This window comes from Flavobacterium sp. GW821-FHT11G01 (assembly GCF_058808175.1).
Map to the genome: position 1 here is coordinate 1 of NZ_JBXARK010000018.1, position 14,765 is coordinate 14,765.

The 14,765-nt window shown below is 34.4% G+C and carries 13 protein-coding genes; 8 read left to right on the top strand and 5 right to left on the bottom strand.

What is annotated here, in order from left to right:
- Positions 1–563: 563 nt before the first annotated feature.
- The 5 genes from AC1RRN_RS21275 to AC1RRN_RS21295 form a co-directional block, all read right to left on the bottom strand.
- Positions 564–1,394: an amidohydrolase family protein gene (locus AC1RRN_RS21275; protein WP_492969230.1), complete on the bottom strand. Its 831-nt coding sequence runs from the start codon at positions 1,392–1,394 to the stop codon at positions 564–566.
- Between the two features lie 6 nt (positions 1,395–1,400).
- On the bottom strand, positions 1,401–2,198 hold the full coding sequence (locus AC1RRN_RS21280) for an SDR family oxidoreductase (protein ID WP_492969231.1): 798 nt from the start codon (positions 2,196–2,198) through the stop codon (positions 1,401–1,403).
- 74 nt (positions 2,199–2,272) lie between these two features.
- Complete coding sequence (locus AC1RRN_RS21285) at positions 2,273–3,286, bottom strand: zinc-binding alcohol dehydrogenase family protein (protein WP_492969232.1); 1,014 nt, start codon at positions 3,284–3,286, stop codon at positions 2,273–2,275.
- Positions 3,287–3,304: 18 nt separating this feature from the next.
- Positions 3,305–4,159, bottom strand: a complete 855-nt coding sequence (locus AC1RRN_RS21290; RefSeq protein ID WP_492969233.1) for a fumarylacetoacetate hydrolase family protein — start codon at positions 4,157–4,159, stop codon at positions 3,305–3,307.
- A gap of 206 nt (positions 4,160–4,365) precedes the next feature.
- Positions 4,366–5,130 carry an SDR family NAD(P)-dependent oxidoreductase gene (locus AC1RRN_RS21295; protein WP_492969234.1) on the bottom strand — a complete coding sequence of 255 codons (765 nt, stop codon included), beginning with the start codon at positions 5,128–5,130 and terminating at the stop codon, positions 4,366–4,368.
- A gap of 337 nt (positions 5,131–5,467) precedes the next feature.
- On the opposite strand from AC1RRN_RS21295, the gene AC1RRN_RS21300 reads away from it, so the two are divergent.
- The 8 genes from AC1RRN_RS21300 (at position 5,468) to AC1RRN_RS21335 (ending at position 14,373) form a co-directional block, all read left to right on the top strand.
- A complete protein-coding gene (locus AC1RRN_RS21300; RefSeq protein WP_492969235.1) occupies positions 5,468–6,616 on the top strand; it encodes an ABC transporter substrate-binding protein in 1,149 nt (382 codons plus the stop codon).
- Positions 6,613–7,758, top strand: coding sequence for a CaiB/BaiF CoA transferase family protein (locus AC1RRN_RS21305; protein ID WP_492969236.1), 1,146 nt, complete (start codon positions 6,613–6,615; stop codon positions 7,756–7,758). Before AC1RRN_RS21300 ends, AC1RRN_RS21305 begins: the two co-directional genes overlap by 4 nt.
- On the top strand, positions 7,759–8,898 hold the full coding sequence (locus tag AC1RRN_RS21310) for a CaiB/BaiF CoA transferase family protein (RefSeq protein ID WP_492969237.1): 1,140 nt from the start codon (positions 7,759–7,761) through the stop codon (positions 8,896–8,898).
- A complete protein-coding gene (locus AC1RRN_RS21315; RefSeq protein WP_492969238.1) occupies positions 8,898–10,121 on the top strand; it encodes an ABC transporter substrate-binding protein in 1,224 nt (407 codons plus the stop codon). Before AC1RRN_RS21310 ends, AC1RRN_RS21315 begins: the two co-directional genes overlap by 1 nt.
- A gap of 3 nt (positions 10,122–10,124) precedes the next feature.
- Positions 10,125–11,192: a Gfo/Idh/MocA family protein gene (locus AC1RRN_RS21320; protein ID WP_492969239.1), complete on the top strand. Its 1,068-nt coding sequence runs from the start codon at positions 10,125–10,127 to the stop codon at positions 11,190–11,192.
- Between the two features lie 122 nt (positions 11,193–11,314).
- Entirely contained in the window at positions 11,315–11,758 is a 444-nt protein-coding gene (locus tag AC1RRN_RS21325) for a MaoC/PaaZ C-terminal domain-containing protein (RefSeq protein WP_026983107.1), read from the top strand.
- A 117-nt stretch (positions 11,759–11,875) separates the two neighbouring features.
- Positions 11,876–13,183 (top strand): L-fucose:H+ symporter permease, encoded by a 1,308-nt coding sequence (gene fucP, locus AC1RRN_RS21330; protein WP_492969240.1) that lies wholly within the window; start codon positions 11,876–11,878, stop codon positions 13,181–13,183.
- Between the two features lie 86 nt (positions 13,184–13,269).
- Entirely contained in the window at positions 13,270–14,373 is a 1,104-nt protein-coding gene (locus AC1RRN_RS21335) for a pectinesterase family protein (protein ID WP_492969241.1), read from the top strand.
- The last annotated feature ends 392 nt before the right edge of the window (positions 14,374–14,765 follow it).

The window sequence follows — 14,765 nt, forward strand, 5'->3', positions numbered from 1 at the left end:
AAGCTGCTGCCTTTGACTCATCCCACAAATAGCTTACATGCTTAAAATTCATATGTGTTGTATTTATATTCGACATTTTATATCTTTTTAACAATAATCTTAAATCTTATGGTGTAAAATAAGAGAATGTAAAAAACATAACTATCCTGTACTATCCTTGTATGAAAAGAAACGTATTCGATTGATAACTAATTCTTAACACTTAAATCAAACATCAAAACGTCAATAATAATTCAAGACAAAAAGAGAAAAAATGACATCTAATTACATGAAAATTAGATAGAAAGTCTAAAAATTCAATTTGTAAAAAAGAAGTAAAAACACAACCAAGAAAAGTCTTTTTGAATCGCTTTTAAAATATACTTAACCTATAGAAATTCTAAAAATTTAACTTTAAGAATTTGTATTGTTTTTAATTCAATTAAAAAATTAGATTTTATGATGAAAAAGAGAACTTCAAAAATAGAATAGAGAAACAAAAAATGCTTCCAAATTTCATCAAAAAAAACACGATTGAAACCTTTGGAAGCACTTTTAAAATTTAAGTTTTACAGAATTTAAAACTAAAGTTTATAAAATGATGTAGCATTTTCATGCCAGATTTTATTTTGATTTGGAATAGAAAGTTGTGAAATATAATCTTCCAAAGTTTTTACTACTTCTGTATAATCTGAAGCCACATTACAAACCGGCCAATCTGATCCGAACATTAATTTATCGGCAGAAAAATTTTCAAAAATGACATCTAAATAAGGTTTTAGACCATCAGAATTCCATGTTTTCCAATTGGCTTCGGTAACCATTCCTGAAATTTTACACCAAATATTTTCGGCTTTGGCAATCTCTTCAATTCCTTTTTTCCATGATAAAATATCTCCCGATTTTATATCTGGTTTTGCAATATGATCAATTACAAAAGGCTGATCCGGAAATTGATTGACCAAATTTAGAGCTGCCGATAATTGGCGATGAAAAATAAGAATATCGTAAGTATAATTAAATTGTTTCAGAGCAGCGATTCCGTTTTGGAAATCTTTTCTCAACATAAAATCATCCGTTTCGCCCTGAACTACATGTCGAAAACCTTTTATTATTTTATTCGAAGAAAAATGATTTAATCGCTCTTCAATATTTTCATTTCGAAGATCAACCCAACCCACAACTCCTTTTATGAAATCATTTTTTGCTGCTAAATCCACTAAAAAATTAGTTTCTTCTTCAGACTGACTTGCCTGAACGGCAACACAACCTGAAAATTGGTTTTCCTGAAGCAAAGGCAAAAGATCTTCGGGTAAAAAATCCCTTTGAATTTTCTGCATGGTTTCATCAATCCAACTGTCTCTTACGGGATCGAATTTCCAAAAATGTTGATGTGCATCAATTCGGTTACTCATCTTGTGTTAATTTACATCATTGATTAAAGCGCGGTCCAAATGTACGTAACCTCCATCAACAAAAACAAATTGTCCTGTTGTGTGCGACGAACGATCCGAAATAATAAAAAGTGCAGTATCTGCAATTTCTTCGGTTTGGGTCATTCGTCCTTTTAGCGGAATACTTTTATTGATTTTTTTCAAAACAGCTTCACCGTCCGGGACTGTTTTAATCCAGTCTTCGTATGCAGGCGTATAACTTTCGGCAATAATAATCGCATTCGAACGAATTTCATATTGAATTAAATCAACTGCCCATTCTCTGGTTAATCCTAAAACTCCACCTTTTGCAGCAGCATAACCTGAAGTTCCGCCTTGTCCGGTCAACGCAACTTTAGAACCAATATTCAGAATATTTCCTTTTGATTCTTTTAAATATGGAAGTGCATATTTCACCAATAAAAAATAACTTACCACATTTAGTTTCAAAGAATTCATGAATTCTTCGTACGTCGAATCTAAACCAGCGCCATCATTTACACCAACGTTGTTAATTACAGCGTCGATTTTACCGTATTTTTCCACTATTTTTTTGACAGCGTTTTCTATTTCAACAGGATCAGTAACATCTGTTTGCACAAACAAAGCGTCTATGCCTTTCTTTTGAAGATTTTCCGCATAAGCGAAGCCTCTTGCATTTCTGTCTACCAAAACCGGAATTCCACCTTCATCTGCAATTCGGTTAATTATCGTTTCTCCAATACTTCCTTGCTTTCCGGCAGAACCAGAAACAACAATTATCTTATTTTTTAAATTTAAATCCATCTTTTGTGGTTATTAAGGTCTCAGTTAAACCCGACAGGTTTTAAAAACCTGTCGGGTTTCCTGTAGATAATAGTTTATTCTATCTCAATCAACGCTTTAATTACGTTATTTTTTGGATCAATCAATTGTCCAAAATCAGTAATCATATTTGAGAAACTTGTTCTATGTGTAATGTATTTTTTCGGATCAATTTTTCCATTTTTAAGACATTCCATTACATATTCAAAATCTTCAATAGTTGCATTTCTGCTGCTCATTAAAGTAGATTCTCTTTTGTGGAAATCAGGATGACTGAAACTCAATTCTCCTTTTTGAAGTCCAACCAAAACAAATCGGCCTCCGTGAGAAATATAATTAAAAGCGCTGTTCATCACTTTCTGGTTTCCGGTTGCATCAATGACAACATTCGCCATATCGCCATTTGTAATTTCTGCCAGTTTTTGAGCCACATCATCGTGTAACGGATTTATAGTTTCATCAGCATTCAGTTCATTTTTGCAAAAACCCAATCGGTATTCGTTGATATCCATCACGATTACTTTGGCTCCTGCAATTTTAGCAAACTGAATCAATCCGATACCAATTGGTCCGGCGCCCATTACTAAAACGGTATCAGTAGATTTTACTGCCGCTCTTCGTACTCCGTGCGCGGCAATTGCCAACGGTTCAACCAATGCCAATTGATCATAATCCAAACCTTGTCCATGAAGTAAATATTGCTCTGGAATAGTTACATATTCAGCCATTCCGCCGTCAATATGAACTCCGAAAACTTTAATATTTACGCAGCAATTGGTTAGTCCGTTTCTGCAGGCAACACATTTTCCACAGTTAAAATATGGAATAAAAGTTACTTTATCGCCCGGTTCAAAACCTTTTGCATTTCCTTTTACATATTCTGCCGCAAGTTCATGACCTAAAATTCTTGGATATTCGAAGTAAGGCTGCGTTCCGCCAAAAGCGTGAATATCGGTACCGCAAATCCCAATTCTTTTAATCTTCAATAAAACTTCACCTTCTTTTGGTTCCGGAATTTCTTTTTCTTTTAGAATAAACTCCTGCGGTTTTTCACATACTATAAATTTCATCTTAGCATTTTCTTTTAATTATTTTGAGTATGCAACTGCAGTTTGTTTGCTGCTTCCTAAACCTTCAATTCCCAATTCTACAACATCGCCCGCTTTAAGGTAAATAGGATCTGGCTTAATTCCCAAACCAACTCCGGGAGGCGTTCCTGTACTAATGATATCGCCCGGAAGCAAAGTCATAAACTGGCTCAAATAATGTAACAAAAACGGAATCTTGAAAACCAGATTTAAGGTGTTGCTGTCCTGGTATTTTTTACCATTTACAGTCAGCCACATCGATAAATTATCAACATCTTTTACTTCCTCTTTAGTAGCCAAAAACGGTCCAAGTGGCGCAAATGTGTCGCTCCCTTTTCCTTTTGTCCATTGTCCTCCGCGCTCTAACTGAAAAGCCCTTTCACTGTAATCGTTTAGCAAAGCATAACCTGCTACATAATCCAGTGCTTCCGCTTCTTCAACATAACTTGCTTTTTTACCAACAACAAAGGCCAGTTCCACTTCCCAGTCTGTTTTTTCACTGTTTTTTGGGATGATCAAATTATCATTTGGTCCGCATAAAGAAGTTGTCGATTTAAAAAAGATAATTGGCTCTGTTGGAATCGGTGCGCCGGTTTCTTTGCAATGATCTACATAATTTAAACCGATACAGATTATTTTTGAAGGTCTGGCCACCGGAGAACCTAATCGGACATTTGCATCAACTTCTGGCAACGTTGGATTGCTATCTAATGCTTTTTGCAATTTCTCCAAACCATTTTCTTCAAAAAAACTTTCATTAAAATCAGTTACAATTGATGAAACATCATATCTTTTTTCACCAATTATAACTCCCGGTTTTTCTTTTCCTATTTCTCCAAAACGTATTAATTTCATTTTTTTTTCTTTTTTAAGGTACTGAGGTTCTAAGGTTCTGAGGTACTAAGTTTTTTTTTAGCTTAGCATCTTAGTGCCTCAGAACCTTAGAACCTTTTTTATTTATTTTAAAATTGTTCAGTTATATTTCAATTGCTATCGGAAATGAGGATCTAAGTCTGAAAAAACCTTAGAATCTTAGTACCTCAGAACCTTAGCCCCTTTTCTCAATTATTTAACTTGATAAATCCTCCGTCGATTGGGTAATCGCTACCTGTAATAAATCCGGCTTCGTCGCTGCATAGGTATAATGCCAAGGCTGCGATTTCGTCCGGTTTTCCCATTCTTCCTATTGGTTGCGACTGTGATAATTTTTCGAACATTTCTTCTTCTTTTCCTGCGTAGTTTTTCGAAATAAATCCATCTACAAAAGGCGTGTGAACCCTTGCAGGCGAAATCGAATTGCAACGAATATTTTCTTTTATATAATCTTTTGCTACAGATAAAGTCATGGCCATAACGGCACCTTTTGCAGTGGAATAAGCGAATCGGTCCGGAATTCCAACCCAGGCCGCAATTGACGCCATGTTAATAATCACACCACCATTTGAAAGTCGAAATTGTGGGATTGCGGCAAACAGACAGTTGTAAACTCCTTTTACATTCACATTCATAACGCGATCAAAATCAGCTGCTGGAGTAGTGTCTACTTTTCCAACATGCGCAATTCCGGCGTTGTTGATCAGGATATTAATATTACCGATTTTTTCGAATGTAGAAATTACTTCTTCCTGATTGGCCACATTACAGGCATGCGAAAAAACTTTACCGCCATTTGCTTTTATTTCCTCGACAGCTGTTTTAGCACTTTCTTCTGTTAATTCAATAATGTGAACTTCTGCTCCCTGCTTAGCGAACAAAGTAGCAATTGCTCTTCCTATCCCGCTTCCGCCTCCGGTTATTACCGCTTTTTTATTTTTTAATGAAAACATTTTTATCGTTATTAAGTCTTTTATTTATCCTTATATATTTTTTAAAATCTATTCGAAATTAATAAATGTAAAAAATACAATTACAAAAGTATATTTTAATATTAATATTTGAGATATATTTTTATCTGAATCTCCTAAAATGACTAAACTTTAATATATTATAACACTTTTTGTAAAATTTGTAAAAAAATTCCAACTTACTTCAACATACTTCAAAAAACTACTGTTAATAAACACCTCTTCTATTGTTCAATTCAATCTTATTTCTATTTTTGTAATTGTATTTTTTACATTTATTAATTTTCGAATAAAATCATCACTATAAATTTTACCAAAAATGACGATATTAAAAGGGATAACCTGGAATCATACAAGAGGTTTATTGCCAATGGTTGCTACAGCTCAGCGATTTACAGAACTAAATCCCGGAGTTGAAATTACCTGGGAGAAAAGAAGTTTACAAGAATTTGCTGATGCGTCTATCGAAGATTTAGCAAAACGTTTTGATTTGCTTGTAATCGATCATCCATGGACAGGCTTTGGCGCACACTCCAAAAGCATCTTGCCATTATCAGATTATTTATCTTCAGAATATATAAAAGATCAGGAAGTAAATACCGTTGGACGCTCTTACGGAAGTTACGTTTTTGACAATAAATTATGGGCGTTGCCAATAGACGCAGCAACACCAGTGGCAGCAGCCCGATTGGATATTTTAAAAAAACAGGGATTAAAAGTTCCGCAGACTTATGATGATTTATTGGCTTTAGCCAAAAAAGGACTGGTTGCCTTTGCCGGAATCCCGGTTGATGTTTTAATGAGTTTTTATATGTATTGCTGTAGTTTAGGTGAAGCGCCTTTTCAATCTAATGAAAAAGTTATTTCTCCTGAAACAGGAAAGAAAGCTTTGCAAATGTTCAGGGAATTGGCACAATTAATTGATCCAGCCAATTTCAACAGAAATCCAATTCAGGTTTATGAATCAATGGTAAACTCAGACGAAATTGCCTATTGCCCCTTTGCTTATGGCTATTCAAATTATTCAAGAACAGGCTATAGCAGAAACTTACTTCATTTTTATGATTTAGTTCGTTTGAATGATCAGCCAATGATTAGCTCTTTGGGAGGAACAGGATTAGCAGTTTCTTCTTTTAGTAAACATATTCCGGAAGCTATTAAATATGCAGAATTTACAGGATCCTCTCAGGTTCAGCAAAATATTTTTGCCGATAATGGCGGACAACCCGGGCATCTTCAGGCCTGGAAAAGTGACAGAATTAATTCTGTAACACACGATTATTTCAAAAACACTTTGCCAACTTTAGAGCGAGCGTTTTTGCGCCCAAGATATTCCGGACACATGTATTTTCAGGATCATGCGGGTGATGTTGTTCGTGATTATTTAATTAATGGCGGAGATGAAACTTTGGTTTTAGAAGAAATGAATTCGCTTTATGCGAAATCTTTAAATTTAGTAACATCATGAAACCATTAGAAGGATTAGTTGTTTTAGAATTCTGTCAATTTTTGGCAGGGCCTTCTGCCGGATTAAAATTAGCCGATTTAGGCGCGAGAGTCATAAAAATCGAGCGCCCAATAAAAGGCGAAGCTTGCAGACAATTAAGTATAAAAGATCTTTTTGTTGATGATAGCAGTTTGTTGTTTCATACGATAAACAGAAATAAGGAATCATTTGCTGCCGATCTTAAGAATCCGGAAGATTTAATTCTGATCAAAAAATTAATCACCAAAGCTGATATTATGACGCATAATTTCAGACCTGGTGTTATGGAAAAAATAGGCTTAGATTTCAATGAAGCCTTAACTATCAATCCAAAAATAATATACGGAACTATTACAGGTTATGGAAATATTGGTCCGTGGGCAAAAAAACCCGGACAAGATTTATTGTTACAATCGCTTTCGGGATTAAGCTGGTTAAGCGGTCAAAAAAATCAGGGACCTGTTCCGTTTGGTTTGGCTGTCGCCGATTTAATGTGCGGAAATCATTTCGTTCAGGGAATTTTAGCCGCATTATTAAAAAGAGCCAAAACCGGAAAAGGTGTTTTGGTAGAAGTAAGTTTACTGGAATCTGTTTTGGATGTACAATTTGAAGCGATTACATCTTTCTTAAATGACGGCGGTCAATTACCGGAAAGAGGTGATATTAAAGGAAGTGCACATGCATTTCTGAGTGCGCCTTATGGTGTTTATCAAACTCAGGACGGTTATATTTCATTGGCAATGGGAGATTTACTTTTTATCGGAAATACTTTAGGAGTCAATCTCAATAAATATGCTGACAAACAAGATTGGTTTACTTTCAGAGATGAAATTAGAGAATTATTAGCAAAAAAATTAGCCACTCAAACATCAGATTATTGGTTAGATGTACTTCAAAAAGAAGGTATTTGGTGTGGAAAAGTGCTCAATTATGAAGAATTAGACAATCAATCTTTTGTGAACGAATTGCAATTGAAACAAACAGTTCAAAATTCCGCAGGCGAAAAATTGGTTACAACGCGAAGTCCAATTCAGCTTGACGGAAAAATTTTAGTAAGCGCAAAAGCAGCTCCTTCAGTTGGAGAAGACAATTCAAAAATACACGAACAATTTTTAAGCGAATAGATGAAACCTTTAGAAGATTATTTAATAGTAGATTTTAGCCAGTTTCTTTCAGGACCTTCAGCAAGTTTACGCTTGGCTGATTTAGGTGCGCGCGTTATAAAAATTGAAAAACCGGGAACAGGAGATATTTGCCGAACCTTATACACTTCTGATTTGATTATGAACGAAGAATCATCTGTTTTTCATACCATTAACAGAAACAAAGAATCATTTGCCATTGATTTTAAACAATCCGAAGCACTCGAAAAATTAAAAAAATTATTGGCCAAAGCCGATGTTGTCATGCATAATTTCAGACCTGGTGTAATGGAACGTGTGGGTTTAAGTTATGAGGATGTCAAAGCGATAAACCCAAATGTAATTTACGGATCGATTTCAGGTTTTGGAAATCATCCGGATTTAAAAGATTTACCAGGGCAGGATTTATTATTACAATCCTTAACAGCTTTGACATGGTTAAGCGGAAATCAGGAAGATGGCCCGGTTCCGATGGGATTATCAATTGTAGATATGTTGGCTGGAGCACATTTGGCTCAGGGAATTTTAGCCGCTTTGTATAGAAAAGCGACACATAATATTGGGGCAATGATTCAGGTGAGCATGTTAGAATCGGCTTTTGATTTTCAGTTTGAAACCATTACGACCTTTTTTAATGATGGAGGTGAATTGCCTGTTCGAACCAAAACCAACAATGCCCATGCATACTTAGGTGCGCCATACGGAATTTACAAAACAAAAAATGGCTATTTAGCTTTGGCGATGGGTTCTATTCCGGTTTTGGCTTCACTTTTAAAATGTGATGCTTTATTACAATTTCCTGAAAATAAATTTCATTTAAGAGATGAAATCAAAAATATTTTGGCTGAGCATTTACAAACTCAGAATACAGATTTTTGGCTGAATATTTTAGAACCGGCAGACATTTGGTGTGCAGGAGTTTTAAACTACCAGCAACTTTTTGCTGAAGAAGGTTTTAAAATTTTAGATTTCACGCAAAAAGTACAAATGTTGGATGGTTACTCCTATCAAACAACAAGATGTCCAATTAAAATTGATGGTGAATATTTAACTTCTGGAAAAGGTTCTCCAAAACTAGGACAAGACAATGAAAAGATTATTAAAGAATTTATCGCTGTCTAATGGAAAAATTTAGAATCGCAGTTAGAAAATTTGATCCTTTTGAAAGTACGCTTCAAAAGCTATGGAATTCATTTTGCCTGAAAAACAATATTACTATTGAAGCTGAAATGATTCCTTTAGAATTGCACGATCTTTATGAAGAAACCATTACTAAGGAAGGTTTAAAAAAAGGAAAATGGGATATTGCCCACATCAATACCGATTGGATTTTTGATGCTGCCAATGAAAAAGCGGTTCTTGATCTAACTTCATTTATCAATCAAAATCCACCACAGGATTATCCTGAAGGATGGCATCAGTCGTTATTGAATTTACAACAAATTAACAAAGGAACTTATGGGTTGCCTTTTCATGATGGCCCTGAATGTTTGATTTTTAGAAAAGATTTATTTGAAGACTTAGCCGAAAAACAAAACTTCAAAACTCGATTTGGTTATGAATTGCATCCACCAAAAACATGGGAACAATTTGTTCAGATAGCTGAATTTTTCAATCGTCCGGAAGAAAATTTATATGGTTGCGTTTTTGCTAATTATCCGGACGGTCATAATATGGTTTTTGATTTTTGTCTGCAATTGTGGACACGAGGCGGGTCTTTATTAAACGATAAAAATCAGATTGATATTAATCATTCTGCCGCAATTGAAGCTTTAGATTTTTATAGAAATATTACAAACAATAAAAATGCTGTTCACCCAAAATCGAAAAGTTTTGGTTCTGTCGAAGCGGGTTTGGCTTTCGCCGAAGGAGAAGCCGCAATGGCGATTAACTGGTTTGGTTTTGCTTCGATGTGCGAAGTTATAGCAGAATCTAAAGTAAAAGGCAAAGTTGATATTACTGAACTTCCATCCGATCCAAATCACAAAACTGCTTCTTTGAATGTTTATTGGCTGTATACAATTGGAATTGGAAGTAAACAAAAAGAGCTTGCTTACGATTTTTTACGATTTGCTACCTCTCCAAAAAGCGATAAATTATTGACAAATGAAGGCGGAATTGGTTGTAGAAAATCAACCTGGAATGATCATGAGATCAATAAAACCATTCCATTTTACCATAAACTGGAAATGCTTCATGAAAATGCTTTGACTTTACCTCAAACTCCGATTTGGCCAAAAGTAGCAGAACTAATAGATCAAATGGTTTTGAAAGCATTGGAAAGTGATATTCCATCCATAAAATTAGTAGAGGAAACTCAAACAAAAATTCTAAAAATTATTTAAGTCATGAATATTCCATATAAACCCTTATTACCTGAAACGAATCAGCCCATAATTATCATTGGTGCAAGTGGTATTGTCAAAGATGCCCATTTGCCTGCTTATGAAATGGCCGGTTTTACTGTTTTTGGTATTACAAACAGAACGATTTCGAAAGCGCATGATTTGGCAAAGCAATTCAAAATTGCAAATGTTTTTGAAAATGTAGCCGATGCTGTAAAAAATGCTCCGGCCAATACTGTTTATGACATAACGGTTCTTCCTGATCAGTACATTGAAATATTAGAACAACTTCCGGATGGTGCAGCTGTACTTATTCAGAAACCGATGGGAAATGATTTGGCACAAGCTCGCGAAATTGTAGCCGTTTGTGAAAGAAAAAAGTTAGTTGCCGGAATTAATTTTCAATTACGTTTCGCCTCTTTTGTTAGTGCTGCTAGACATTTAATCAAGGAAGGAATTATTGGAGATTTGTATGATTTGGAATTTAAAGTTACGGTAAATACGCCATGGGAATTGTTTCCATTAATTAAGGAACATCCACGATTGGAAATTCTTTTTCATAGTGTTCATTATATCGACTGCATCCGTTCGTTTTTAGGAAACCCAAAAAGTGTGATGGCTAAAACGGCGAAACATCCCTTAAAAAAATTATCCTCAAGCCGATCTACAATTATTTTAGATTATGGAGAAGATAAACATGTTGTGATTAACACAAATCATGATCATCATTTTGGGCCAAAACATGAAGAAAGTTATATTAAATGGGAAGGAACAAAAGGTGCTATTAAAGCTAAAATGGGCTTATTGATGAATTACCCTGATGGATTACCTGACGAATTTGAATATGCTTTAGTAAATGAAAATGGTGAATATGAATGGAAAAAAATCGAATTGGAAGGTTCCTGGTTTCCTGAAGCTTTCATTGGAACAATGTCAAACTTAATGCGTTTCAAAGAAGGTTCAGACACTAAATTATTGGCAAGCGTTCAGGATGTTTTAGACACAATGAAAGTAGTTGAAGCCTGCTACATTAGTAACAAAAATGGAGGGATTTCATTAGATGAATTATAATTTAAGTTAAAAGTGAAATGTTATAAGTTAGAAGTTTTAATCACAACTTAAAACGAATTGTCATCTGACTTTTTACATTTTACTTTTCACACTTAACGACAATTTTCAAAATAAAAAAATATATGTATTTCAAATCAACATTTTTCGAAGATTATCAAATTGGTGACAAACGCGTTACTTTTGGCAGAACTATTACTGAAACCGATTTTGTGGTTCACGCTGGTCATACAGGAGATTTTTTTCCACATCATATGGATGAAGAATGGTGCAAAACACAACCTTTCGGACAACGCATTGCACACGGAACAATGGTTTTTAGTATAGGAATTGGCCTGACAGCATCAGAAATAAATCCGGAAGCTTTTTCTAAAGGCTACGATCGTATGCGATTTGTAAAACCGGTTCATATTGGTGACACCATTCATTCTGAAATTACGATTTCTGAAAAAGGCGAAGCCAAAAAACCAGATATGGGTACCGTAACAGAACACGTTGAAATTATCAATCAAAGAGGCGAAGTCGTTCTCGTATGTGATCATTTATTACTCGTTAAAAAGAATCTTTAAAAATGAGGGACAAAGGTTCAAAGTTGCAAAGGGACAAAGGTTTCTTCACTTTGAAACTTACAAATAAAAACTTTTTACCTCTGAATCTTTGAGTCTTTGAACCTTTAAAAAAAAACTATGCAAATAACCAACCAAGCAGGCGATCAACATGAAGTCGCTACAGAAAAAGGTACAGGAACACAATATCTTCTGCCTTTTATTTTAATTACCAGCTTATTTTTCCTTTGGGGAATGGCACACAATCTGGATTCGATTTTAATTCCACACTTAAAAAAAGCATGTGAATTAAACAATCGTCAATCTACATTAATTGATACTTCAGTCTTTTTTGCTTACTTTATTATGGCAATTCCAGCCGGAATGCTAATTAAACGATTTGGCTATAAAAACAGTATTATTACTGGTCTATTAGTTTTTGCAACTGGAGCTTTTTTGTTTGTTCCTGCTGCAAATACCAGAACTTACGAATTATTTTTATTTGCCTTATTTGTAATCGGATGCGGTTTAACTATTTTGGAAACCAGTGCAAATCCGTATGCGGCTATTCTGGGACCAGCCGAATCATCATCAAAAAGATTGAATTTAGCTGCTTCATTTAATGGTTTAGCTGCTATGGTAGCACCTATTGTGGGTTCTCTGTTTATCTTATCTGGAAAAACGCTCACACCGCAACAAATGGCAGCAATGCCTGACGCTACAAAATCAGCCTACTTGTTAGAAGAAGCTTCGTCTGTAAAATTACCTTACATCATTTTAGGAAGTGTATTGGTTTTAGTTGCTATTTTATTTTATTTCATGCATTTACCTGCTATGAAACCACAACATACTGAAGTCGAAGTTAAACCTGGATTCTTTTCGGTTTTAAAATTTACGCACTTAAGTTGGGCAGTCGTGGCGCAATTTTTCTATGTCGGAGCACAAGTTTGTATTACAAGTTTCTTCATTAGAATTGCACAGCAAGGAGCAGGATTAGATGAAAAAACAGCCGGATATTATCTTGGTATTTATGGTTTCCTTTTTATGGCTGGCCGTTTTATTGGAACTTTCTTCTTGAAATTCGTTAAAGATTACGTTTTACTTTCTATTTATTGTATAATTAGTATTTTCCTTTGTTTGGTTGCTATTTACGGAACCGGAATTTATGTTATTTACGCACTTGGCGGAATTGGTTTTTTTATGTCGATTATGTTTCCAACCATTTTTTCATTAGGTCTTGTCGGATTAAAATCAAATACCGAAACCGGTTCTTCTTGGTTAGTAATGTCAATTGTGGGTGGAGCAATTTTACCATATGGGATGGGAACTTTAATTGATATGAATCATGATGATATTCAGTCAGGATATATTATTCCTTTAGTATGTTTCATTATTATTCTTTCTTTTGGTGTTTTTGGGCATAAAGTAAAAACTCAGGTTTCAGCATAATTAATTTTCATTTCTCATAAATTACCAAGGTATTTTTCTCAATTGAAACAATAACCTTGGTAATTCCATTTTAATCAAAATTTCAGATGAAAAAGACATTTCTAATTCTATCATTTCTACTTGCGCTTAGTAACACATTGTTTGCTCAAAAAGACAGAACTACTTATGATATTCTTGTTGCCAAAGATGGAAGCGGAAATTTCACCAAAGTTCAGGAGGCTTTTGATGCAGTTGCTGATAATAATTCAAAACGAACTATAATTTTTGTAAAGACAGGAGTCTATAAAGAAAAACTGAAATTGGTTTCCAGCAAGAAAAATGTAACCTTAATTGGAGAGTCTTATAAAAATACAATTCTTACTTATGATGATTACGCAGAAATAGCAGGCGGTACAAGCAAATCATTCAGTACGCTTATTGAAGCAGATGATTTTTATGCCGATAACATCACGTTTGAAAATACTATTGATAGCAATTTGCCACAATATAAAAAAGGAGGTCAGGCAGTAGCTTTAATGGTTAATGGTGACAGAATTACATTCCACAATTGTAAAATAAGCGGTTTTCAGGACACTTTTTACCTTAAAGCAAACAAGAGAACTTACATAAAAGATTGCATCATTGACGGCACAACAGATTTTATTTTTGGATCGGCTATTGCCTTATTTGAAAATTGTTTTATCCAAAGTAAAAGAGATTCTTTTATTACGGCCAGTAATCAGGACATTGGAAAAAATAAATATGGTTTTGTATTTAAAGATTGTGTTATAATGGCAAATCCTAAAAAGGATGCAACAAAAGTTTCTTTAGGAAGACCGTGGGGTGCAGGTGCTAATGTAGTTTTTATTAATTGTTTCGAAGAATCACATATTATATCTGAAGGTTGGTCGGTATGGTCAAAAGATCCGGAGCACAAAGCATACAACAATTGGAAAACTACTTTTTATGCTGAATATAATTGTTATGGTCCAGGTTACAAACCTAATAATCGAATATCATGGTCTCATCAATTAAATGAAACCGAGGCAGCAGAATATACAAAAGAAAAAATATTCGCAGCAAATACTACAACAGCAAATAACTTTGATACAGATTGGAATCCAATAATTGAAAATGATATGTGTAAGATTATATTACCCTCAAAAAAAACAAAGAATGGAGATTCTGTATTTAAAAAAGGTTTTAATTAAAAATAAAATTGAGTCAATTTAAATTGTAAACATCACTTTCAATCTACTCTTTTCCGCAGATAAAAAAATATGAAACGAATCCTTACTATTTATTATAGTGAGGATTTCTTATTATCTAAACCATGGATAAGTAAATTTTCAATTTAATAATAGACTGGTATAAATTTCAAATCAGTTATGAGGCTCATTTAAGTTTTCCTGAAAAGCATTATTCGTTATGAGAATTATTGTAGCGTTTCCCTTCGGGTCGGGCTCTTCGCTAAATCTTTTGCGGAATTCCGTCCAAGGTATTTTATCAAGGGGTTCATTTCCCGCAAAAGGATATCGCTGCGATCCCTAACGCAGTTTCAGGTAAACAAGAAGTTTCACATTGAAAAGAAATCCCAATTTTA

Bases quoted from the DNA above. Each gene is read 5' to 3' on its own strand.
- AC1RRN_RS21275 (WP_492969230.1), bottom strand. From the start codon at position 1,394: ATGAGTAACCGAATTGATGCACATCAACATTTTTGGAAATTCGATCCC.
- AC1RRN_RS21290 (WP_492969233.1), bottom strand. From the start codon at position 4,159: ATGAAATTAATACGTTTTGGAGAAATAGGAAAAGAAAAACCGGGAGTT.
- AC1RRN_RS21285 (WP_492969232.1), bottom strand. From the start codon at position 3,286: ATGAAATTTATAGTATGTGAAAAACCGCAGGAGTTTATTCTAAAAGAA.
- AC1RRN_RS21300 (WP_492969235.1), top strand. From the start codon at position 5,468: ATGACGATATTAAAAGGGATAACCTGGAATCATACAAGAGGTTTATTG.
- fucP (WP_492969240.1), top strand. From the start codon at position 11,876: ATGCAAATAACCAACCAAGCAGGCGATCAACATGAAGTCGCTACAGAA.
- AC1RRN_RS21310 (WP_492969237.1), top strand. From the start codon at position 7,759: ATGAAACCTTTAGAAGATTATTTAATAGTAGATTTTAGCCAGTTTCTT.
- AC1RRN_RS21295 (WP_492969234.1), bottom strand. From the start codon at position 5,130: ATGTTTTCATTAAAAAATAAAAAAGCGGTAATAACCGGAGGCGGAAGC.
- AC1RRN_RS21305 (WP_492969236.1), top strand. From the start codon at position 6,613: ATGAAACCATTAGAAGGATTAGTTGTTTTAGAATTCTGTCAATTTTTG.
- AC1RRN_RS21335 (WP_492969241.1), top strand. From the start codon at position 13,270: ATGAAAAAGACATTTCTAATTCTATCATTTCTACTTGCGCTTAGTAAC.
- AC1RRN_RS21325 (WP_026983107.1), top strand. From the start codon at position 11,315: ATGTATTTCAAATCAACATTTTTCGAAGATTATCAAATTGGTGACAAA.
- AC1RRN_RS21315 (WP_492969238.1), top strand. From the start codon at position 8,898: ATGGAAAAATTTAGAATCGCAGTTAGAAAATTTGATCCTTTTGAAAGT.
- AC1RRN_RS21280 (WP_492969231.1), bottom strand. From the start codon at position 2,198: ATGGATTTAAATTTAAAAAATAAGATAATTGTTGTTTCTGGTTCTGCC.
- AC1RRN_RS21320 (WP_492969239.1), top strand. From the start codon at position 10,125: ATGAATATTCCATATAAACCCTTATTACCTGAAACGAATCAGCCCATA.